At 70.9% G+C, this 19243-nt stretch carries 16 protein-coding genes; 11 read left to right on the forward strand and 5 right to left on the reverse strand.

Features of this window, described 5'->3' with window-relative positions; translation table 11 throughout:
* The first annotated feature begins 125 nt into the window (after window positions 1-125).
* The 5 genes from BUB57_RS14310 to BUB57_RS14330 all read left to right on the forward strand — a co-directional run bounded on the left by BUB57_RS14310 (window position 126) and on the right by BUB57_RS14330 (window position 4134).
* Complete coding sequence (locus tag BUB57_RS14310; RefSeq protein ID WP_234952096.1) at window positions 126-1115, forward strand: 3-hydroxyacyl-CoA dehydrogenase NAD-binding domain-containing protein; 990 nt, start codon at window positions 126-128, stop codon at window positions 1113-1115.
* Window positions 1116-1134: 19 nt separating this feature from the next.
* Window positions 1135-1560, forward strand: coding sequence for a 3-keto-5-aminohexanoate cleavage protein (locus BUB57_RS14315; RefSeq protein ID WP_268801866.1), 426 nt, complete (start codon window positions 1135-1137; stop codon window positions 1558-1560).
* 35 nt (window positions 1561-1595) lie between these two features.
* On the forward strand, window positions 1596-2804 hold the full coding sequence (locus BUB57_RS14320; RefSeq protein ID WP_073068220.1) for an ABC transporter substrate-binding protein: 1209 nt from the start codon (window positions 1596-1598) through the stop codon (window positions 2802-2804).
* A 64-nt stretch (window positions 2805-2868) separates the two neighbouring features.
* The gene (locus tag BUB57_RS14325) at window positions 2869-3645 is read left to right on the forward strand and encodes an SDR family oxidoreductase (RefSeq protein ID WP_073068278.1); all 777 of its coding nucleotides are present in this window, start codon (window positions 2869-2871) and stop codon (window positions 3643-3645) included.
* Between the two features lie 195 nt (window positions 3646-3840).
* Window positions 3841-4134 carry a PepSY domain-containing protein gene (locus tag BUB57_RS14330; RefSeq protein WP_073068222.1) on the forward strand — a complete coding sequence of 98 codons (294 nt, stop codon included), beginning with the start codon at window positions 3841-3843 and terminating at the stop codon, window positions 4132-4134.
* A gap of 572 nt (window positions 4135-4706) precedes the next feature.
* On the opposite strand, the gene BUB57_RS14335 is transcribed toward BUB57_RS14330, so the two are convergent.
* Window positions 4707-6152, reverse strand: coding sequence for a sensor histidine kinase (locus BUB57_RS14335; RefSeq protein ID WP_073068224.1), 1446 nt, complete (start codon window positions 6150-6152; stop codon window positions 4707-4709).
* The gene (locus tag BUB57_RS14340; protein WP_073068226.1) at window positions 6149-6811 is read right to left on the reverse strand and encodes a response regulator transcription factor; all 663 of its coding nucleotides are present in this window, start codon (window positions 6809-6811) and stop codon (window positions 6149-6151) included. The genes BUB57_RS14335 and BUB57_RS14340 overlap by 4 nt, the downstream gene beginning before the upstream one ends.
* Window positions 6812-6963: 152 nt before the next feature.
* On the opposite strand from BUB57_RS14340, the gene BUB57_RS14345 reads away from it, so the two are divergent.
* From BUB57_RS14345 to ku (BUB57_RS14370), 6 genes are all read left to right on the forward strand, one after another.
* Window positions 6964-7419 (forward strand): PepSY domain-containing protein, encoded by a 456-nt coding sequence (locus BUB57_RS14345; protein WP_073068228.1) that lies wholly within the window; start codon window positions 6964-6966, stop codon window positions 7417-7419.
* 414 nt (window positions 7420-7833) lie between these two features.
* Window positions 7834-8295 carry a DUF2271 domain-containing protein gene (locus tag BUB57_RS14350; protein ID WP_073068230.1) on the forward strand — a complete coding sequence of 154 codons (462 nt, stop codon included), beginning with the start codon at window positions 7834-7836 and terminating at the stop codon, window positions 8293-8295.
* A gap of 14 nt (window positions 8296-8309) precedes the next feature.
* A complete protein-coding gene (locus BUB57_RS14355) occupies window positions 8310-10517 on the forward strand; it encodes a PepSY domain-containing protein (protein WP_073068232.1) in 2208 nt (735 codons plus the stop codon).
* Window positions 10498-11451 (forward strand): FAD:protein FMN transferase, encoded by a 954-nt coding sequence (locus BUB57_RS14360; protein WP_073068234.1) that lies wholly within the window; start codon window positions 10498-10500, stop codon window positions 11449-11451. Before BUB57_RS14355 ends, BUB57_RS14360 begins: the two co-directional genes overlap by 20 nt.
* A gap of 95 nt (window positions 11452-11546) precedes the next feature.
* On the forward strand, window positions 11547-12023 hold the full coding sequence (gene comJ, locus BUB57_RS14365) for a competence protein ComJ (RefSeq protein WP_073068237.1): 477 nt from the start codon (window positions 11547-11549) through the stop codon (window positions 12021-12023).
* 68 nt (window positions 12024-12091) lie between these two features.
* On the forward strand, window positions 12092-12886 hold the full coding sequence (gene ku, locus BUB57_RS14370; protein ID WP_073068240.1) for a non-homologous end joining protein Ku: 795 nt from the start codon (window positions 12092-12094) through the stop codon (window positions 12884-12886).
* 522 nt (window positions 12887-13408) lie between these two features.
* On the opposite strand, the gene ligD is transcribed toward ku (BUB57_RS14370), so the two are convergent.
* The 3 genes from ligD to BUB57_RS14385 all read right to left on the reverse strand — a co-directional run bounded on the left by ligD (window position 13409) and on the right by BUB57_RS14385 (window position 18554).
* Window positions 13409-15922, reverse strand: a complete 2514-nt coding sequence (gene ligD / locus BUB57_RS14375) for a DNA ligase D (protein ID WP_073068242.1) — start codon at window positions 15920-15922, stop codon at window positions 13409-13411.
* A gap of 3 nt (window positions 15923-15925) precedes the next feature.
* The gene (gene ku / locus BUB57_RS14380; protein WP_073068244.1) at window positions 15926-16753 is read right to left on the reverse strand and encodes a non-homologous end joining protein Ku; all 828 of its coding nucleotides are present in this window, start codon (window positions 16751-16753) and stop codon (window positions 15926-15928) included.
* A 202-nt stretch (window positions 16754-16955) separates the two neighbouring features.
* A complete protein-coding gene (locus BUB57_RS14385) occupies window positions 16956-18554 on the reverse strand; it encodes an ABC transporter substrate-binding protein (RefSeq protein ID WP_073068280.1) in 1599 nt (532 codons plus the stop codon).
* Window positions 18555-19243: the final 689 nt, after the last annotated feature.

Here is a 19243-nt window from a genome sequence, read left to right on the forward strand (position 1 = left end):
GCCGGCCTGTGCATTTCCGGCCGGTGGCGATTGTCCGCAGCCTCCGGCGGCGGCATGGTTGCCAAGCCGCGGTCGAACGGCGACAAGTTCCGCAAACAGGCTGCGGGTGGGGAGAGGCGATCAGCATGACCGTGGATACTGAACCGATGCCGCTGGCGGGAATGCGGGTGGCGGTGATCGGCGCCGGGACGATCGGGGCCAGCTGGGCGGCGCTGTTCCTGTCGCGCGGGATGCAGGTCGCGGTCAGCGACCCCGACCCCGCCGCGCAGGCGCAGGTCCGCGCCTATATCGAGGGCGCCTGGCCCGCGCTGGACCGGCTGGGCCTGTCCCCCGCCGCCGACCCCGGCAACTGGAGCTTTCACGCCGACCCGCGCGAAGCCGCGGCCGGTGCGGCGCTGGTTCAGGAAAACGGCCCCGAGCGGGCGGACGTCAAGCGTGAGATCTTTGCGGCGCTGGAAGAGGTGATCGCCGACGACACCATCGTCGCCTCCAGCACCTCGGGGCTGATCATGTCCGACCTGCAGCAGGGGTTGCGCCTGCCCGGTCGCTTTGCCATCGGCCACCCCTTCAACCCGCCGCATCTAATCCCGCTGGTCGAGGTGGTGGGCGGCAAGGCCACCGACGAGGCGGTGATCGCGCGGCTGATGGCGTTCTATGCGGCGCTGGGCAAGCGCCCGATCCGGCTGCACCGCGAGGTGCCGGGCCATCTGGCCAACCGGCTGCAGGCCGCGCTGTGGCGCGAGGCGGTGCACGCCGTCGCCAGCGGGCTGGCCAGCGTCAGCGACGTGGACACCGCGATCGCGCAGGGGCCGGGGCTGCGCTGGGCGATCTTCGGGCCGAACATGATCTTCGACCTGGCCGGCGGCGCCGGCGGCATGGCGCATTTCCTGGACCATATCGGCCCGGCGATGGAGGGTTGGTGGGCCGATCTCGGCGCCCCCGTGCTGACGCCCGAGGTCCGCGCCCAGCTGATCGCCGGCGCGCAGGATGCGCGGCAGGGACGCTCGGGCGCCGAGCTGGCGCAGGAACGCGACCGGCTGCTGCTGGCGCTGATCGAGAACTTCCGCGATCGCGAGGCCGCCCCACTGCCGGACGCATCGGCCGAGCCCCGATGAAGCGGACGACGACGGCCCTCTGCGCGGTCATCGGGTCGGTCCACGGGCTCAAGATCTCGCGGCGTCTGACGGTCCGCCTGCATTCGGATGCCACGGCATGAGCCATCTTTACACTCTGCCGCGTTTCGCGGATCGTGGCTGCGTCAAGCTGCCCTTTCTTGCCCGGAACATCTTCGGGATCAGGGGCGGGATGGGGATGGATCCGGAAAAACCGATGCACATGAACGCCCCGGCGGACCGGCTGTCCGGCGCCGATGATCATCCGCCGGCGCCGGCGGCAGGGCGCCGCCGGACGCGCCTCGTGCCGGCCGGCAGCGGCAGTGTCCGCGCCGCGCCGCCGGCCCGAACCCGCCGCAGCCTTGAGGAGTTGGGGCTGCAGCGCGCGACCGCCCCCCGGACGCGCGCGATATTGCAGACCACGGCCGGCGACGACGCCGCATTCTGACGAACAGGTCATACACCACGGGAGGATAACTGACCATGAAGACCAGCTTTGCAGCTGCTGCCGCCTGCGCCGTCGCGCTGGCCGCGACCACGGCGGGCGCCGAGATTTCGGACGGCAAGGTGAAGATCGCCGTTCTCAACGACATGAGCGGCGCCTATGCCGACGCCACCGGCATGGGCAGCGTCGAGGCCGTGCGCATGGCCATCGAGGAGTTCGGCGGCCAGGTGGCCGGGATGCCGATCGAACTGGTCTATGCCGACCACCAGAACAAGCCCGACGTCGGCGCCTCGATCGCCAACCGCTGGATCGACACCGAACAGGTGGACGTGATCGTGGACGTGCCGACCTCGTCGGTGGCGCTGGCGGTGCAGGAAATCACCCGCGAAAAGAACCGCGCCTTCCTGATCTCGGGCGCCGGGGCCGAGCAGCTGACCGGCGAGGCCTGTTCCCCCACCACCGCGCACTGGGCCTATGACACCTACGGGCAGGCGCAGGGCATGGGGAAATACGGCGTCGAGACCCTGGGCGACAGCTGGTATTTCCTGACCGTGGACTATGCCTTCGGCCACGCGCTGGAAGCCTCGGTCACCCGGGTGCTTCAGGAAAGCGGCGCCACCGTCGTCGGCGCGGTCCGGCACCCGCTGGGGGTTTCGGACTTTTCGTCCTTTGTACTGCAGGCGCAGTCCTCGGGCGCCAAGGTGATCGCGCTGGCCAATGCGGGCGCCGACACCATCAACTCGATCAAGCAGGCGCAGGAGTTCGGGGTGACGCAGGGCGGGCAGACGCTGGCCAGCCTGCTGATGTTCCCGACCGACGTGCATTCGCTGGGGCTCGAGGCCGCGCAGGGCATGGCGCTGGTCGAGGGCTTCTATGCCGACCGCGACGAGCAGAGCCGCGCCTTTGCCGACGCCTTCATCCAGCGGCACGGCACGCTGCCCAGCATGATCCAGGCCGGCAGCTACTCGGCCGCGCGGCATTACCTGCAGGCGATCCAGGACCTGGGCTCGGACGAGGCCACGGCGGTTCTCGACCAGATGCGCAAGACGCCGGTCAACGACGCCTTTGCCCTGAACGGCACGCTGCGCGCCGACGGGCGCATGGTCCACGACATGTATCTGATGCAGGTGAAATCCCCCGCGGAATCCAGCGGCGAGTGGGATTACTACAAGGTCCTGACCACGCTGCCGGGCGATGACATCTATCGCCCGCTGGACCAAGGCGGCTGCCCGCTGGTCCAGAACTGATCCGCTGCCGCGTGGCGCGCGCTTGCGCCACGCGGTTCTTCCACGGCTTTCAGGGGGGATGACGATGGAGCTGGGCATCACGGGGCTGCGGGTGCTGGTGACGGCGGGCGCGGGCGGGATCGGGCTCGAGATCGCGCGGGCGTTCCGGGCCGAGAGCGCGCGGGTGCATGTCTGCGATGTCGACCGTGACGCACTGTCCCGGCTGGCGGACAGCGACCCCGGGATCTCGCAATCCCATGCGGACGTGGCCGACCGCGGCAGCGTTGCGCAGCTGTTCGCGGATGCGACCGCGGCGCTGGGCGGACTGGACGTGCTGGTCAACAACGCCGGGATTTCCGGCCCCACCGCCCCGGTGCAAGAGGTCGATCCCGACGACTGGGACCGCACGCTTGCGGTCAACATCACCGGGCAGTTCAACTGCGTGCGGCTGGCGGTGCCGCATCTGCTGGAAAGCGCGAATCCCTCGATCATCAACCTGTCCTCGGCCGCGGGGCGCTTCGGCTTTCCGCTGCGCTCGCCCTATTCCGCGTCGAAATGGGCGGTGGTCGGGTTCACCAAGACGCTGGCGATCGAGCTGGGGCCCCAGGGCATCCGGGTGAACGCGATCCTGCCCGGCGTGGTCGAGGGCGAGCGCGTGCGCCGCATCATCGCCAGCAAGGCCGAAGCCCGCGGCATCGGCGCCGACGAGATGCGGGCCGAGTTCCTGGGCAACATCTCGATGCGCACCGCGGTCACCCCCCAGCAGATCGCCGACCAGATCGTCTTTCTGTGCTCGCCGCGCGGGCGGACCATCTCGGGGCAGGCGATCGCCATCGACGGGGATGCGCAGTCGCTGGCCTGACCCGCTGCCACTCGCCTGACAGGCCTATGCATGGCGAGCCTGCGCCGCACGGCCGAGCCCCCGCCGGGCAAGCGCCCTGAAAAGACGGGGTTTCCTGACGCCGGGCTGAAGCGATTTCCGCATCGCCGTCAGCGGGGCGCAAGTTTCGGGCGCCAATATTCGTCTCATGGATAACCGGGATCAAGGAGATGCCCCATGAAGACGACGCTCGCCACCCTCGCCCTGATCGCTGCGCTGCCGGCCACCGCCGCGCTTGCTGACACGGAATGCAACGTCCCGCCGGAACAGCGGCAGTCGTTTGTGGCGCTGGCCGAGCTGGCCGATGATTTCGGCTGGTCGATCCACAAGATGGAGATCGACGACGGCTGCTACGAGCTGCGGGTGACCGACCAGGGCGGCAACGTGCTCAAGGTCACGCTGGACCCCGAGACGCTCGACGTGGTCGAAGGCAAGGTCAAGCGGTTCAGCACCGACGCCCCGCGCCAGTAACCCGCCCGCGCACTGCGGGCCTCGCCCCGCCCACCGGCGGCGGCGAAGCCCCTTCCAGCGCCCCTTCCCGCCGCAGCGGGAGGGGGCGTTTCGTTTTCGGCTTCGGGTTCACGCGGTGCCGGTTCCAGTCCCCTGGCCGGTTATCCGGGTTCCGGTCCGCGGTTTGCCGGTCCTGAGTCGCCCCGGCCTCGCGGTCCCTTGGCTCGGGTCCTCGATGCCTGGTCCTCTATTCCCCGACGCTTGGCCCCGGTCCCTCGATGCTTGGCCCTCGGTTCCTTCGACCCCGGTTCACGGTGCCGGGTCCAGCGCAGGCAAGGGCCGGGGTCCCGGCTCCAAACTGGGTCATGAGGTCTGATGGTGCCCGGCCTCCGATTTCGATCCCTCTCGGCTCCGCAATCTCTGTTGGCCCCATGTTCCCCCGATGCTTGACCTTCGGGTCCTTCCGCCTCGGGCTCACGGTGCCGGGTTCCATCGCAGGCGACAGCCGGGGTCCCGGCTTCCAGACCCGGGCACGCGGTCGGGTTGGTGATCGGCGTCTCGGTCCCTCTCCGGCTTCCGCGAACTCCCCCGGCTCACGTGCTGCGGACTGTGGGGGCAGGGGGTGCGAGGGCGGCGGAAAATATCGCCTCGAACCCGTCCGTGCGGCCGCTGGCGGGAGAGCGCAGTTCCAGCGTGCCGCCGCTGCCGCTGGCGATGGCGTGCGCGATGGCCAGCCCCAGCCCGCTGCCATTGGCGCTGGTCGTGCCGCGCTCGAAGGGGCGCAGCAGGCGCAACAGCTGCTCGGGCGGCACGGCGGGGCCGGCGTTGCTGACGCGCAGCACGCCGGCCGGGGACAGCGCGACCTGCACCGGCTCGGGCGAGGTGCCGCCTGAGCCCGCGTCGGTGCCCGCGCCCTGGCCGTGGCGCTGTGCGTTCTCGATCAGGTTGCGCACCAGGATGGCGAAGGCGTCGGGGTCGATCGGCGCCATGACCGGGGTGTCGGGCAGGATCAGCGCCACGGGATGCGCGGGGTCGCGGCCCATTTCGGTCGCCAGCAGCCGCAGCACCGGCACCAGATCCGCCGGCGCCTCGGCCTGCAGGCGGCCGCCCTCGGCCCGGGCCAGCTGCATCAGCTTTTCCGACAGCCGCGCCAGCCGCTGCAGCGCGGCCTCGACCTGGCGGGCGCGGGCGCGGGTGGGCTCGTCCGGGGCCTCGATCACCAGCCGCTGCACCTGCGCCAGCGCGGCGGCGACCGGGGTGCGCAGCTCATGGGCCGAGTTGGCGGTAAAGCTGCGCTCGGCCTCGAGCGCGTTGCGCAGCCGGGCCAGCAGGCGGTTGACGGCGCGGGCGTTGGGGCGGAACTCGGACGGCAGCCCGGCGTCGGAAATCGGCGACAGGTCGGTGCCGCTGCGCGCCTCGATCCCGGTGCGGAACCGCTGGACCGGCGCCATGGCGGTGCGCACCGCCAGCCACACCCCGATCAGGCTGAACGGCACGATCAGCAGCAGCGGCAGCGCCAGCCGCAGCAGCAGCTCGCGCTCGGTCTGGCGGCGGTGGGCCAGCGGCTCGGCCACAGAGATGGTGATCGTGCCCTGCAGGGCGGCGTCGGAATAGATGCGGTGGGTGGCGGTCTCGGCAAAGCCCATGCCGGCATAGGGCGGAAACACCGCCAGATCGGCCTGGTGCGAGCGGATGAGCACCCGCCCCGAGGCGTCGCGCACCAGATAGGTGAAATATTCGTCATGGGCGCGCAGGGTGGCGACGCTTTGCGTGCGGGCATCGCCGGGGTCGTCGGCATCGTCGCCGGGCTCCCACTCTTCCTCCTCAAGTTCGTCGTCGTCCTCATCGCGGCCGATGATTTCCACCACCGCCAGCGGCAGCAGCCGCTGCCCGGTTTCTTCCAGCGCGCTGTCGAAGACCTGGCCCATCTCGCGGCGCAGCTGCTGGCCGGCCGCCACCAGCGCCAGCCCCCACAGCACCACCGCGCCCAGCGTCAGCCACAGCGCCAGCCGCCCCTGCAGGCTGGCCGGCGCCCTCACCGACCGTCCCCCAGCCGGTAGCCCAGCCCGCGCATGGTTTCGATCACCCGCGCGCCCAGCTTCTTGCGCAGGCGGCTGACGTGGACCTCGATGGTGTTGCTTTCGACCTCGGCGCCAAAGGCATAGAGCCGGTCCTCGAGCTGGCCCTTGGACAGCACTTGCCCGGGATGTTGCAGCAGCGCCTCGAACAGCGCCCATTCCCGCGCGGTCAGGTCGATGCGCTTGCCCGCGCGCCAGATGCCGCGGGTGGCCAGGTCGATCTGCAGCTCGCCCAGCTCCACCAGCGGGTTGGGGTTGCCGCAATAGCGGCGGGCGACGGCGGCCAGCCGCGCCGACAGCTCGGCCAGGTCGAAGGGCTTGGTCAGATAGTCGTCGGCGCCCGCGTTCAGCCCCTCGATCCGGTCCGAGATCTGGTCGAGCGCGGTCAGGATGATGACCGGGGTCACGTCGCCCCGCGCCCGCATCCCGCGCAGGAACCCGATGCCGCGCCCGTCCGGCAGCATCAGGTCGAGCAGCACCAGATCATAGGGCACCGCCGCCAGATGTTCGCCCGCCTCGTCCAGCCGGGTCACCCAGTCGGTGGAATGTCCGTCGGCGCTGATGTGGTCGCGCACCGCGGCGCCCAGGATGGTGTCGTCCTCGACCAGCAGAATCCGCATGTCGTCGCCCTTGTCGCAGCCAGGCCCCGCTGGGCCTGCTGTCCGCGGCGCCGCTGACGGGATGCTGACGTTGGTGTGACCCTCCTGTCAGCCTGCTGTCAGGATCGGGTGCCATCTTTGCGGACAGATGAGCTACCGCAAGGGGAAACACAATGAAGAAGCGGATTCTGATGATGGCCGTGGTCGCCGGGCTGGTCGGCGTGGGCGGGGCGGCCTTCGCCGATGACGACGACTGCCAGGTCCCGATGGACCGCTGGCAGCCGCGCGCCGCGGTCGAGCAGATGGCCCGGACTCAGGGCTGGCAGGTCGACCGCATCAAGATCGACGACGGCTGCTACGAGATCCGGGGCGTGAATGCCCAGGGCGCGCGGTTCAAGGCCAAGCTCGACCCGCAGACGCTGGAGGTGGTCGAGTGGAAGCGCAAGGACCGGCGCGACGTCGACCGTGATGACGACGACGATGTTCGCCGCCGCGACCGGCACCGGGATCACCGGCGCGACGCCGGGCGCGACGGGCAGCCGCTGCTGCCCGAGACGCGCGCCCCGGCCAATCCGCCCGCGGGCGGGGTCTTCGGCACCGGCGCGCCGCCTGCGGCGACGGTGCGCTAGGGCTGCGGTCCCGGCAATTGCCGGCCGGCGGATCGTGCCGGCGGCAAGGCAGGGTCCGGGCACGATCCGGGGGGCGGCATGGCCGCGAAGCTGGCGCGGTCCAGACCACCCCGGGGCCGGCATTGCAGGGACACGCAGACCGGCCGGAGCCCCAGGCTCCGGCCGGTTTCGCATGGAAGAGGGGACGCGGGTGAGCGTCGATGCCCCCGGACGGAGGCCATCGGGGCTGTGCCCCGAATCCTTTCCGGCGGCGGGTCCTGCCTCGCCTGTCCGCCCGGTCCCCGCAGGCCGGGCGGTTCTTCCTTTCCTGACGGCTTCCTGAAGCGGAAAGCGCGGCGCCGTCAGGAACGGCTCAGCCGGGGGCGTCAGCATTGCAGCCCTAGGCAATGGCCGATCAAGGAAAGGCACAGGACCATGAAACCGCTTCTGGCGACATTGGCATTGACCACGGCGCTGGTGCTGCCCGGGCTGGCGCTGGCGCGCCCGGTCACGCTGACCACCACCCTGAACAACTATGGCGGCGACGGTGCGTATCTGGCGCTTTACGTCACCGATGCGCAGGGCGCCTATGCGGGCAGCCTGTGGATGGCGGGGGCGAAGTCGAAATACTACGACCACCTGTCGGGCTGGTATCGCGCCACCGGAGGCGATACGGCGCAGGTCGCCGGCATCACCGGCGCCAGCGTCGGCGCGGGGCGCACGCTGGAAATCACCCTCGACCTGGCCGATGCGCTGTTCGACGCGGGCTATGTCCTGCACATCGACGCCGCGGTCGAGGACATGCGCGACAGCCCCGGCGAAATCGCGGTGCCGATCACCTCGACCGGGGGCAGCGCGGCGGGCACGCGCTATATCGCCAGCTTTTCGTACCGCTAGGACAGGATCTCGCCATGACCCGCGCACTCCATCGCTGGCCGGGGCTGGTCGCCGCGCTGCTGGTGACGCTGCTGGCGCTTTCCGGTGCGGCGCTGTCGCTGTTCCCGGCGGCCGAGCGCCTTGCCGCCCCGCAGGCCGAAGCCGGCCTGACCGTGGCCGAGCTTTCCGGCCGCATCGCCGCCAGCCACCCGGGGCTGGAACAGATCCGCCGCGCGCCCTCGGGGCGCATCACCGCCTGGTGGTTCGCCGACGGCCAGCCGCAATCGGCGGTGATCGACCCGGCGACCGGGCTGGATGCCGGCTCGGCCGACCCGAACCCGCTGCAGCGCTGGCTGACCGGACTGCACCGCTCGCTGTTTCTGGGCGATGCCGGGCGGATGGCGGCGGCAGCGGGGGCGGCGGCGATGCTGCTGCTGTCGGGCTCGGGCATCCTGTTGGTGGCGCGGCGCGTCGGCGGCTGGCGGCACTGGTTCGCGCGGCTGCGCGGCCCGCTGTCCGGGCGGCTGCATGTCGAGATCGCCCGCGTCGCGGTGGTGGGGCTGGTGCTGTCCTCGGCCACGGCGCTGTGGATGAGCGCCTCGACCTTCGAGCTGCTGCCGGATGGCGCCTCGGCCCCGGTGTTCCCGGCCGAGGTCAGCGGCGCCACCGGGATGCAGCTTGCCGCCATCCCCGCCCTGCAGGCGCTGCCGGTGGCCGAGCTTGGCAGCCTGTCGCTAGCCGATCCGGCGGATGCGACCGATGCGCATCTGCTCAAGACCAGCGCGGGCAGCGGCTATCTGGACCAGGGGAATGGCGAGATGCTGTCCTGGGTGGCGCTGTCGCCCTGGCAGCGCCTGTCGGGCATCGTGAAGATGCTGCACACCGGGCGCGGCGCGGCGGTGCTGGGGCTGCTGCTGGGGCTGATGGCGCTGGGGGTGCCGGTGATGGCGGCGACGGGCGGCGTGCTGTGGCTGGCCGCCCGCCGCGCCCGCCCGCGCATCCGCGGCAACGCCCCGGCCGCGCGCGCCGACACCGTGCTGCTGGTCGGCAGCGAGGGCGGCACCACTTGGGGCTTTGCCGCCACGCTGCACGCGGCGCTGACCGCGGCGGGCCACAGCGTCCATGTGGCGCCGATGGCGGGTTTCGACCCGGCGCGCCACCCGCAGGCGGCGCGGTTCATCGCGCTGGCCGCGACCTATGGCGACGGCGCCGCGCCTTCCTCGGCCAAGGGGTTCCTGGACCGGCTGGCGCAGCTGGAGCGGGCGCCGGAGGCGCCGCTGGCGGTGCTGGGCTTCGGCGACCGCGGCTTTCCGGCCTATTGCGCCTATGCCGAGGCGGTGGCCGAGGCTGCCCGCGCCAAGGGCTGGCCGCAGCTGCTGCCGCTGGCCACGGTGGACCGGCAGTCGCCGCAGGACTTCGCCCGCTGGGGCTGCGACCTTGGCCAGGCACTGGGGCGGCCGCTCGAGCTGGTCCACCAGCCGGTGGTGCCGCGCACCGAGACCCTGCGGCTGCTGTCGCGCCGCGACTACGGGGCCGAGGTGCAGGCGCCGACGGTGATCCTGCGCTTTGCCCGCCCGCGCCCGACGCCGTGGCAACGGCTGACCGGGCAGGGGCTGGCACGCTATCGCGCCGGCGACCTGCTGGGGATCCTGCCCGAGGGCTCGGCCGTGCCGCGGCTTTATTCGCTGGCCTCGGGCGCGGGCGACGGGTTCGTCGAGATCGTGGTGCGCAAGCAGCCCGGCGGGCTGTGCTCGGGGCAGCTGTGCGATCTGGCGCCGGGCGACAGCGTGGCGGCGTTCCTGCGCCCGAACCCGGGCTTTCGCGCCCCCCGCGGCCGCTCTCCGCTGATCCTGATCGGTGCGGGCACCGGCATCGGGCCGCTGGCCGGCTTCATCCGCGGCAACCGCCGCCGCCGCCCGGTGCATCTGTTCTTCGGGATGCGCAAGGAGGACAGCGATTTCCTGTATCGCGAGGATCTGGCGTACTGGCAGGAACAGGGGCGGCTGGCGCGGCTGTCCAGCGCGCAGTCGCGCGGCCCGCAGCCGCATTATGTCCAGGACGCGCTGCGCCGCGACGCGGCCGAGGTCGCGGCCCTGATCCGGCAGGGTGCGCAGGTGATGGTGTGCGGCGGCCGCGACATGGCTGCGGGCGTGCGGGCCGCGCTGGCCGAGATCCTTGCCCCCGCCGGGCTGACCCCGGCGCTGCTGAAAGCCGAGGGACGCTATGCGGAAGACGTGTTCTGACCCCTGCCGCCACGCGCTGAACGGCCCCACCATGGGCACGCGCTGGTCAGCGCTGTTCTTCGCCCCGCCCGGGTTCGACCCGGCCCCGGTCGCCGCGGCGCTGCAACGCGCGGTCGATGAGGTCGATGCGCAGATGTCGCTGTGGCGGGCGGACAGCGACCTGCTGCGCCTGAACGCCGCCCCGCCCGGCGACTGGGTGGCGCTGCCGGCGCAGCTGATGGCGGTGCTGGCGCTGGCGCTGCGGATCGGGCGCGCCTCGGACGGGGCCTTCGACATCGGCGTCGGCGATGCGGTCGCCGCCTGGGGCTTTGGCCCCGCCCCGGCGGACCCCGAGCGGATCGCCCGCGCGCTGCACGTTCCCCGCCCGCCCGCGCATGAGCTGCTGGAGCTTGACCCCGCCCGCGGCCGCGCCCGCAAGCGCGCGCCGGTGGTGCTGGACCTCAACGGCATCGCCAAGGGGCACGGCGTCGACCGGCTGGTCGCGACCCTGCGCGCCCACGGCATCGATGCCGCGCTGGCCGGCATCGACGGCGAGCTGCGCGCCATGGGCCTGCGGCCCGACGGCAGCGCCTGGCCGATCGCGGTCGAGGACCCCGATCCCGCCCGCCGCGCCGCCCGCGCGGTGCTTGCGCTGCAGGACGCGGCGGTGGCGACCTCGGGCGATTATCGCCACCGGGTGCGGGTGGGCGGGCGCGAGCTGTCGCACACCATGGACCCGCGCCGCGGCGGGCCGCTGCCGGACCCGCCCGCCTCGGTCACGGTGGTGGCGCCGAACTGCGCCAGCGCCGACGCCTGGGCCAGCGCGCTGATGGTGCTGGGGGCAGAGCGCGGCGGCGCCCTGGCGCGGCGGCTGGGGCTGGACGCGCTGTTCCTGCTGCGCGATGGCGGCGCGATCCGGGCGCAGCCGGTCGGGCGGCTGTTCGGCGCGGGCTGACGGGGCAGGTGGAAAAGGGCTTGCGGGATGGCCCCGCCGGCGGAATCCTGATGGCGGCCGCCCCGCCCGGCGCCGCTTCACCAGGGAGCCCCGAGATGCTGGCAGATTTCCCGCTGATCATCGACCACGCCCAGCTGGTGGTGCAGGCCGGCGACCATCCCGCCCCCGGACTGCTGTGGACCCGGGATCACGTCGCGCAGGGCTTTGCCTGGTCGGAACGGCTGGTGTCCTTCGGCGTCCCCGACCACGACGGCGAAGCCCGCATCCAGGTCGAGCTGAGCCCCGCCGCGGCGCTGGATCCGCAGGCGCTCTGGGCGGTGCAGGTGCCGTTCCGGGTGACCGGGCCGCTGCGGATCGGCACGATCTTCGACACCACCCCGGTCGCGGTCCCCAATGGCAGCTATATCGTCACCTATCAGGGACTTCCCGGCCCGCCCGGCGCCTATCTGCTGCGGCTGAGCTTTACCCCCGAGGACGCCCCCGGCTTCCGCATCCTGAAGCGGGGCGGGGACATCACCGCCGAGCAGGTGCTGCGCCGCGACGCCGAACCTGCCTCGCCGGTCGGACAGTAACGGCTGCCGGGAACGACTCCTCCCCCCGCCGGGTTGGGGTGCTGTCCGCAACAAACCGATCTGCACCCATGGCGCCGCGCTCGTTCTGGAGAGGTTATCTCAAGCTGTCGCTGGTCACCTGCCCGGTGACCATGGCGCCCGCGACCAGCGAATCCGGCAAGGTCCGCTTTCACACCCTGAACGCCCGCACCGGTAACCGCGTGGTCAGCCGCTATGTCGATGCCGTGACCGCCCGCCCGGTCCCCGACGAGGATCAGGCCCGCGGCTATCCCCGCGGCGAGGACGAGTTCGTGCTGCTCGAGGATGACGAGCTGGACAGCATCGCGCTGGAAAGCACCCGCACCATCGACATCGAGATGTTCGTGCCCGCCGATTCCATCGGCTGGATCTGGTACGACACCCCGCATTACCTGGCCCCCGCCGACCGCATCGGGGAAGAGGCGTTCTCGGTCATCCGCGAGGCGATGGCGGACACCGGCATGGTGGGGATCGCGCGGCTGGTGCTGTACCGGCGCGAACGCGCGGTGATGCTCGAGCCGCGGGGCCGGGGGATTGTGGTCTGGACCCTGCGCTATGGCGATGAACTGCGCGATCCCCGCGACTATTTCGACGGAATCGCGCCGGAAAAACCCGCCGCCGCGGCGATGGCGCTGATGAAGCAGCTGATCCGCGAACACACGCGCGACTGGGACCCCGGGATGGCCACCGATCCGGTGCAGGAGCGGCTGCTGGAGATCATTGCCGCCAAGAAAAAGCGCCAGAAGCGCCCGGCCAGGGCGAGGGCGGCGGCCGAGCCCCCCGACAACGTGGTCAACATCATGGACGCCCTGAAACGCAGCCTCGCGGCAGAGCGGAAGAAATAGCTCGATCCTTGCCCGGACCGAGGCCGACGCGGCCCCGCATTTCCCGCACCTCCGATATGTCTGTGCGCAGCCATCTCCGGCGCGCGGCAGCATACCGGGACGGCTCCGGGGCGATGCTGAGCGGATCGAGCGGTTGCGCGTGAAACGAAGGGGGGTGTGAGGGCGGGTTGGCCTCGAACCAACATCGATCAGCCTATTTGTCGGCTCATCCTCATTACCAGTCCGCACACGACCCCACAGGATCAACATCGCCATGGTCGAAAGCGAAATCAGGCATGGCCGGACCAGCGCGCGCCTAGCAGAGGCGGCACTCTCGCCCAAGCCAGCCGCCCGCCCCCTCCCAGCAGCAACTGGCCGCAACCGGATAATCCCGCTCGATCCCGCAGGATGGCAGGCGCTGCGGGTCAACCCTGCGGAACAATTGCGCGCATGATCCTTCTTCCTTGCAAAAATATCCCGGGGGTCCGGGGGCAGCGCCCTCGGTTCACCGCCACGACGCTGCCGTCCAAAAACCGTCCGGCCTCACTTCCCCGGCTTCAACGGTGCCGCCGCCGCCAGATATCCCTCCCACGGGTCGCGGCGCAGGGCCGCCAGCCTTGTGGGCAGGTTGTCCAGGGTGAAGTGATCCGGGCCGATCTCGGGCGACAGCTCGTCCCATTCCAGCGGGGTCGAGACCGCGGCGCCGGGGCGGGCGCGGGGGCAATAGGCGGCGACCGCGGTGGCGCCGCGCTGGTTGCGCAGATAGTCGATCAGGATCTTGCCCTTGCGCTTGGCCTTGCTGATCGTGGCGACGTAGTGGTCGGGCGCGTCCGCCGCCATCGCCTCGGCCATCGCCTTGGTGAAGGCCTTGACCTCGGGCCAGGCCGCATGGGGTTTCAGGGGCGAGACCACATGCAGCCCCTTGCCGCCCGAGGTCTTGACGAAGGCCGCCAGCCCCGCCGACTGCAGACGCTGGCGCAGTTCCAGCGCGCCGTCGATCACCCGCTGCCAGGGAACGCCCTCGCCAGGGTCGAGGTCCATGGTGATCATGTCCGGCCGTTCCCAATCCTCCAGCGTCGCGCCCCAGGGGTGGATTTCCAGCGCCGCCGACTGGACCAGGCCGATCAGCCCGTCCAGATCCTCGATGGCGATCAGCGGGTCGCCGGGGTCCTTGGGGTCCTCGACCAGGCGAATATTGCGGTTCAGCCCCTTCCAGGCGTGTTTCTGGAAGAACTTCTGGCCGTCGATCCCGTCGGGGCAGCGCAGCAGCGCCAGCGGCCGGTTGACCACAAAGGGCGCGACGCGGCGCCAGACCTGGGTGTAATAATCCGCCAGTCCCTCCTTGGTGATGCCCTGCTCGGGCCAGTACACCCGGTCGGGATGGGTCAGGGTCACATTCGGGCGCGGGGTTTTCGGGGCCGGTTCCGCCGGGGTCTCGCGCACGATCTCGGCGGCGGGCTTGTCCTCGCGCAGCCCGCGAAAGGCGGCGTGGCGCAGATGGCCGTCGGCGGTCCAGGCGCGGAATTCGACCTCGGCCACCAGCTCGGGGCGCACGAAACGCACCTGCCGCGCCTGCTCGGCGCTCAGGCGCCCGGCAAAGGGGCTGGCGTCGGCGCGGATGCGTTCCAGCCGCTGGAACAGCTCTTCGGCCACGGCGGTGGAAAACCCGGTGCCGACGCGGCCGACATGCACCAGCCGATCACCCTCGAACACGCCCAGCACCAGCGAGCCGACCGCCTGCCGTGCGGTGGACGAGGGCACATAGCCGCCGATCACGAACTCCTGCCGGGCCGAGCATTTCGACTTGATCCAGGACTTGCCGCGGCCGGGGCGATAGGGGGCGTCGCGCAGCTTGGATACGATGCCTTCCAGGCTCAGCCGGCAGGCGTGGCGCAGCACCATGGCGCCGCTTTCCTCGAAATGGCTGCTGTAGCGCAGCCGGCCCCTGGCCTCGGCTAGAATCGGCTCCAGCAGCGCCTTGCGTTCGACCAGCGGCAGGTCGCGCAGGGAATACCCGTCCAGATGCAGCAGGTCGAAGCCGTAGAAGGTGAAACGATCGCTGCGCCCCTCGCTCAGATCCGCCTGCAGCGCCGAGAAATCCGAGGCGCCGCTGCCCGCCTCGACCACCATCTCGCCGTCGATCAGCGCGGTGCCGAGGGGCAGGTCGCGCAACTCGGCGACCACCTGCTTGCCGAAGCGGTCGGTCCAGTCCAGCCTGCTGCGGGTCAGCAGCTTCACCCGCCCGGCCTCGATCCGCGCCTGCAGGCGGTAGCCGTCGAACTTGATTTCGTGCAGCCAGCGCTTGCCGGTCGGGGCCGAGGGCGCCAGCGTGGCCAGCATCGGCGCGATGAAATCCGGCAGATGCTCCTTTTCCGTGCCCTTGATCGCGCCGGGATCGGGGGGCGGGGCTTCGGTTTCCTCCTCGGGCTCGGGTTTGCGGGCGCGGGACTTGCGCTTGGGGATCGGCCCGGTTTTCGAGGACCAGCCGGGGTCCTCGCCGGCCACCTCGGCGATCTCGCGGCCGGTCTTCACCGATTCCGGGCGCTCGGTCAGGATGTCGGGATCGTCCGGGCTGCGGGCGAATTCGTCGTCGCCCTTGATCAGCAGCCAGTTCTCGCGCCGCTCTCCGGGCTTGCCCTGCATGCGGATCAGATGCCAGCGCCCGTGCAGCTTTTCGCCGGCAAGCTCGAACTCCATATGCCCCTTGGCGTAGCCGCGGGCCGCGTCGCCGATGGGGGTCCAGTTGCCGCGGTCCCAGACGATCACCGTGCCGCCGCCATATTCGCCCTTGGGGATGGTGCCCTCGAAATCGCCATAGGCGAGCGGGTGGTCCTCGACATGCACGGCCAGCCGCTTTTCGCCGGGGACCAGGCTGGGGCCGCGGGTCACCGCCCAGCTTTTCAGCACCCCGTCCATTTCCAGCCGGAAATCGTAATGCAGCCGGCGCGCGGCGTGTTTCTGGATGACGAAGCTGTTGCCGCCCTTCTTGCCGCGCCGCCCCCTGGGTTCCGGCGTGGCGGTGAAGTCGCGCTTTTCGCGATAGGTTTCCAGCGCCATGGCTCAGCCCGCCTTGCGCTTGGACGGCGCCTTGGTCTTTCCGCGCGGGGGCTTGTCGCCCAGCCGCGCGCTTTCGCGCAGCGCCTGCATCAGGTCCACCACCTTTTCGCGCCGCGGCGCCGGGCGCGGTGCGATCTCGCGGCCCTCGATCTTGGCGCGGACCAGTTCTTCCAGCGCCGATTCGTAGCGGTCGTCGAAGGCGGCGGGGTCGAACTTGCCGATCTTGGTCTCGATGATATGGCGGGCAAGGTCGAGCATCTCGCCCCCGATCTCCAGCGCCGGGATGTCCCGGAACGCCGCCTCGGCCGAGCGGACCTCGTAATCGAAGTTCAGCGTGGTGGCGACCAACCCCGGCCCATGGGCGCGGATCAGCACCGTGCGCATCCGGCGAAACAGCACCGTGCGGGCGATGGCCGCCACCCCCGCCGCCGCCATGCCGTCGCGGATCAGGGCGAACGCCTCTTGCCCGCTGCGGTCCGAGGGAGCGAGGTAATAGGGCTTGTCGAAATACACGTCGTCGATTTCGCCGCAGGGCAGGAAGGCCTCCACCGCCAGCATCTTGTCGCTGTCGGGGATGGCGGCGGCGATCTCGTCGGGGTCGAGCACGACATGCTCGCCCTCGGCCAGCGCGTAGCCCTTGACCTGATCCTCGCGCGGGACCGGCTTGCCGGTCTCGGCATCCACGAACTCGCGGTGGACGCGGTGGCCGGTGGCGCGGTTGATGGTGTGAAAGGCGATGCGGTCCGAGGTCGAGGCCGCGGTGTAAAGCGCCACCGGACAGGCGACCTCGCCGATCTTCAGCACGCCCTTCCAGTTCGCCCGCGGTGCCATGCCCGTCTCCTGCCCGATGCCGCCAAGGTTGCCGGGATCAATGGCCGGGCAGCCCCCGCGGTTCCGCCAGGGGGGTGGGGCGGGGGTTACGAGGGGCGGCGGGACGGTGACCGGACTTGTCCGCGCGTTCCTGCCGGGCATCCGGGCGCAGATTGCCGCGTCGGACTGACGTGACCTGCCGGCGCCCAGGCCACGTGCCGTGCTATCCCCGGCGCAGCGGGCGGAAGTCCAGCTGGCGGTGGAAGCTGTAGCTGTAGTTTTCCACCGATTTCAGCATCCCCACGTCCAGCAGCGGGTGCCACAGCAGGATCACCGGCACGTCGCGCTTGGCCAGCTCGATCATGGTCCTGACGTCGGCATTATACGTCGCCTGATCGGTTTCGTAGCGGGTCTTCTCGACCAGCGCGTCCAGTTCCGGGTTGTTGTAGGACCCGAAGTTCCAGCGCGTCTCGCCCGAATAGAACACCCGGAAGAAATAATCGGGGTCGGTCAGATACGAGATCGAGCCCTCGAAGAAGAACGGCACCTTCTTTTCCTGCAGCAGCGTGCCCAGCTGCCCGGCGGGGACTTTCTCGATGCTGACGCGGATGCCGATCCGGCCCAGGCTTTCCTGCAAGAGCAGGGCGATCGGCTCGGCCACGCTGGCCACCGACAGCTCATAGGAAAAGCTGGTGTCGAAGCCGTCGGCCAGCCCGGCCTCGGCCAGCAGCGCGCGGGCGCGGTCAAGGTCGGTCGCATAGCCCAGCGGCTGCGGAAAGCGGGTCGACTCCGCGACATCGGGGGTGCCGCCGAACAGCTTCTCGCCGCGGCCGAACAGCGCCGCCTGGAACATCGCCTCATATGGCAGCGCATGGGCGATGGCCTGGCGCACCCGCACGTCGTCAAAGGGCGCCATCCCGCAGTTCATCCCGATCAGCTGAAAGCTCGAGGTCGGCACGCCCACCACCTTGACCGCATCATTTTCCAGCAGCTGCTGCACGTCCTTGGGCGGCAGGTCCTGGGCGATGTCGGCATCGCCTTTCAGCAGGGCGGCGACGCGGCTTTCGGCGGCCGGCACCGTCTGCCACAGCACCTGTTCGAACCCGGGCTGCGGGCCGGATTTCCAGTCGGGGAAACGCTCGAACAGCATCCGTTCCCCCATCTCGGCGCGGGCGACGCGATAGGCGCCGCCGCCAGCCGGGTTGGCCTGCAGCCACTCCATGGCAAAGGGGTCGTCCTCGGTCGCGTGTTCCAGCGCCAGGCGCGAGTTCACGATGATCGGATAGGGCAGCGCCAGGTTGGGCAGCGCCAGGCGGTCGGGCTGCGGCAACTCGATACGCAGCGTGTGGTCGTCGACCACCACGAACTGGTCGGGCTCGGTCATCGAGCCGGTCGAGAACTGCGCCTTGCCGATCGGGCTGGCCACCACCCGGTCCAGCGACCATTTCACGTCATGGGCCGTGACCGGGGTACCGTCGTGAAACAGCGCGTCGCGGCGCAGCTGAAAGGTGATGGACCGGCGGTCGTCGGAAAACGCGTAGGATTCGGCCAGCTCGGGCTCGATGTCGAAATAGTCGTAGATCGCGGTGCCGTCGCCGTGGTCCTTGTAGGCAAAGCGGACCAGCCGGTCATAGACGTTCCAGGTGATCTGCATGGAATTGCGGTTCACCCCGACCGAGAAGGTATCGAAGGAATTGGCCGCGCCTTCGCTGAGCACCCGCAGGATGGCGTCGCGCGACGGCTGGGCATGGGCCCATTTTGCGGGAAGAACGAGGCTCGCGCCAAGGGCGCCGCCGAGGGCCAGGAAATCACGCCGTTTCATGTGCATCATCCGTATTGGTCTGGTTGCGGCCGCAGCCGGGCCTGCGCGGTGGGCGCAAGAACTATGGCGCTTTCATCCCGGCAGCGGGCAGGCTTGGCAACCCCTTGATGCATCTCTGCGGGTGCCGGAGCTCCGGCACGAGCCTGGCCCGCCGCGGATTCCCGGCTTTGCCGCGGCGCGGCAGGCGCGTTAAAAGACCCCGGCCGGATCGGCGGTGGATGCCAAGGGCTGGGGATGATCGAGGGGACCGAGGGATTGATGTGCACAACCGCCGCCGCTGCCTGGGGTGCGCGGGGTGGGTGGATGCGCATCATCCGGCCATCGGGTTCCCGCCCAACGCTTGCCGTGCCGGCCGAGGGCGGGCAGGGCAGGGGGCTGCGCGAAAGGAGTGGGGTCGCGCGAGCCATGCGCGCGGCCGGGCGGGTGCACGGTGGGCGTGGCCGCTCGGGCTGGCCATCGGTTCTCGTGGCCCGACCCGCCGCGCCCGCTGGCAATGCGCGCCCGCGCCCGCCATCGGGCCTCTGCTCCCGACCCGCTGCGCCCGCTGGCAAGGGGGCGCGGGTTCGGCCTGTGCGTCCGCACCGGATTTCGGCCCTTCCGTCCCGCCCTGCCGCGCCCGCTGGCAAAAAGGGGGAGGCTCCGCACCTGCGCCCGGGCGCGCCATCGGCTCTCCGGTCCCGGGCCGCTGG

This window comes from Paracoccus solventivorans (assembly GCF_900142875.1).
GTDB lineage: Bacteria > Pseudomonadota > Alphaproteobacteria > Rhodobacterales > Rhodobacteraceae > Paracoccus > Paracoccus solventivorans.

Bases quoted from the DNA above. Each gene is read 5' to 3' on its own strand.
- BUB57_RS14310 (WP_234952096.1), top strand. From the start codon at position 126: ATGACCGTGGATACTGAACCGATGCCGCTGGCGGGAATGCGGGTGGCG.
- BUB57_RS14320 (WP_073068220.1), top strand. From the start codon at position 1,596: ATGAAGACCAGCTTTGCAGCTGCTGCCGCCTGCGCCGTCGCGCTGGCC.
- BUB57_RS14325 (WP_073068278.1), top strand. From the start codon at position 2,869: ATGGAGCTGGGCATCACGGGGCTGCGGGTGCTGGTGACGGCGGGCGCG.
- BUB57_RS14330 (WP_073068222.1), top strand. From the start codon at position 3,841: ATGAAGACGACGCTCGCCACCCTCGCCCTGATCGCTGCGCTGCCGGCC.
- BUB57_RS14340 (WP_073068226.1), bottom strand. From the start codon at position 6,811: ATGCGGATTCTGCTGGTCGAGGACGACACCATCCTGGGCGCCGCGGTG.
- BUB57_RS14345 (WP_073068228.1), top strand. From the start codon at position 6,964: ATGAAGAAGCGGATTCTGATGATGGCCGTGGTCGCCGGGCTGGTCGGC.
- BUB57_RS14350 (WP_073068230.1), top strand. From the start codon at position 7,834: ATGAAACCGCTTCTGGCGACATTGGCATTGACCACGGCGCTGGTGCTG.
- BUB57_RS14355 (WP_073068232.1), top strand. From the start codon at position 8,310: ATGACCCGCGCACTCCATCGCTGGCCGGGGCTGGTCGCCGCGCTGCTG.
- BUB57_RS14360 (WP_073068234.1), top strand. From the start codon at position 10,498: ATGCGGAAGACGTGTTCTGACCCCTGCCGCCACGCGCTGAACGGCCCC.
- comJ (WP_073068237.1), top strand. From the start codon at position 11,547: ATGCTGGCAGATTTCCCGCTGATCATCGACCACGCCCAGCTGGTGGTG.
- ku (WP_073068240.1), top strand. From the start codon at position 12,092: ATGGCGCCGCGCTCGTTCTGGAGAGGTTATCTCAAGCTGTCGCTGGTC.
- ligD (WP_073068242.1), bottom strand. From the start codon at position 15,922: ATGGCGCTGGAAACCTATCGCGAAAAGCGCGACTTCACCGCCACGCCG.
- ku (WP_073068244.1), bottom strand. From the start codon at position 16,753: ATGGCACCGCGGGCGAACTGGAAGGGCGTGCTGAAGATCGGCGAGGTC.
- BUB57_RS14385 (WP_073068280.1), bottom strand. From the start codon at position 18,554: ATGAAACGGCGTGATTTCCTGGCCCTCGGCGGCGCCCTTGGCGCGAGC.